Origin of the sequence: Streptomyces sp. NPDC017225, from assembly GCF_044331465.1 — a bacterium.
In the GTDB taxonomy this organism is placed as follows: Bacteria; Actinomycetota; Actinomycetes; order Streptomycetales; family Streptomycetaceae; genus Streptomyces.
The window spans coordinates 1-1,379 of the sequence record NZ_JBIRNE010000063.1 but is presented as its reverse complement, the minus strand read 5'-3'; the positions used below and the strand labels follow the sequence as shown (position 1 = coordinate 1,379).

The 1,379-nt window shown below is 71.1% G+C and carries 1 protein-coding gene; it reads right to left on the bottom strand.

Annotation, left to right across the window (positions count from 1 at the left end):
* A partial coding sequence (locus ACH4NX_RS38400; RefSeq protein WP_398130385.1) for a beta-ketoacyl synthase N-terminal-like domain-containing protein occupies nt 1-1,379 on the bottom strand: 1,379 nt, incomplete at both ends.

Sequence of the window (1,379 nt, the reverse complement as noted above, 5' to 3'; positions counted from 1 at the left end):
TCGACCAGCAACATGCCCACGCCCTCGGCCCAGCCGGTGCCGTCGGCCGCGGCCGCGTACGACTTGCAGCGCCCGTCCACCGACAAGCCGCGCTGCTCGCTGAACTCGATGAAGTTCTCCGGCGTGGCCATCACGGTGATGCCGCTGGCGAGGGCGAGCGAGCATTCACCCGACCGCAGCGCCTGGGCGGCCCAGTGCAGCGCGACAAGAGAGGAGGAGCACGCGGTGTCGATCGTCACCGCCGGACCTTCGAGTCCGAGGACGTAGGACACGCGGCCCGAGGCGATGGCGCCGGTGGCATTGTTGTGGGGGTAGTCGTGGTACGTCATCCCGGTGAACACACCGGTCGCGCTGCCCTTCAGAGTCGTCGGGTCGATGCCCGCACGCTCCAGCACCTCCCAGGACGCCTCCAGCAGGAGACGCTGCTGCGGGTCCATCATGAGCGCCTCGTTCGGCGCGATCCCGAAGAAGCCGGGATCGAACTCCGCGACGTCGTGCAGGAACCCGCCCCGGTTGACGTAGCTGGTGTGCGGCCGGGTGCCGGTGGGGTCGTAGAGCCGCTCCAGGTTCCAGCCGCGGTCGGTGGGGAAGCCCGAGACGGCGTCCGTCCCGTCGGCCACCAGCCGCCACAGGTCCTCCGGCGAGGCCACCCCTCCCGGGTAGCGGCACGCCATGCCGATGATCACGATCGGGTCGTCGTCGGCCGGGTTCACGGCCGCCGTGACACTGTCTGCGCGGACGGTCCCCGATATCTCGTCGAGCAGATGACGCGCGAGAACGGCGGGGGTGGGGTAGTCGAACACGAGCGTCGCCGGGAGCTTCAGGCCCGTCGCGCGGCCCAGTCCGTTGCGCAGTTCGACGGCCGCCAGGGAGTCGACCCCCAGATCCCGGAAGGTACGTTCCGGGCCGACTGCCTCCGGTCCGGCGTAGCCGAGGTTCATGGCGGCTTGCGTACGGACCAGGGTCAGCAGCATGTCGAGCCGTTGCCCCTCGGCAAGGCCCACGAGCCGCCGGCGGATCCCGTCCGCGTCCGTGCGGGGCCGGGCGGTGCCGCGTATGACGACAGGGATCAGACCCCGCAGTACTTCCGGTATCGAGCCGCTGGCCCGGACTGCCGCGAGGTCCAGCTTCAGGGGGATCGCGGCGGGCTCGTCCGTCCGCGCCGCCGCGTCAAGGAGCGCGAGGCCGTCTCGGTTGGACAGGGGGAGGATGCCGCCCCGCTCCATACGGGACCGATCGGCCTCGTTCAGGGTGCCCACCATGCCGGCCGCCTGGCTCCAAGGTCCCCAGGCCAGGGATTGGGCCGGCAGGCCCTGAGCACGCCGATGCGCGGCGAGACCGTCCAGGAAGGCATTCGCGGCAGCGTAGTTGCCCTGCCC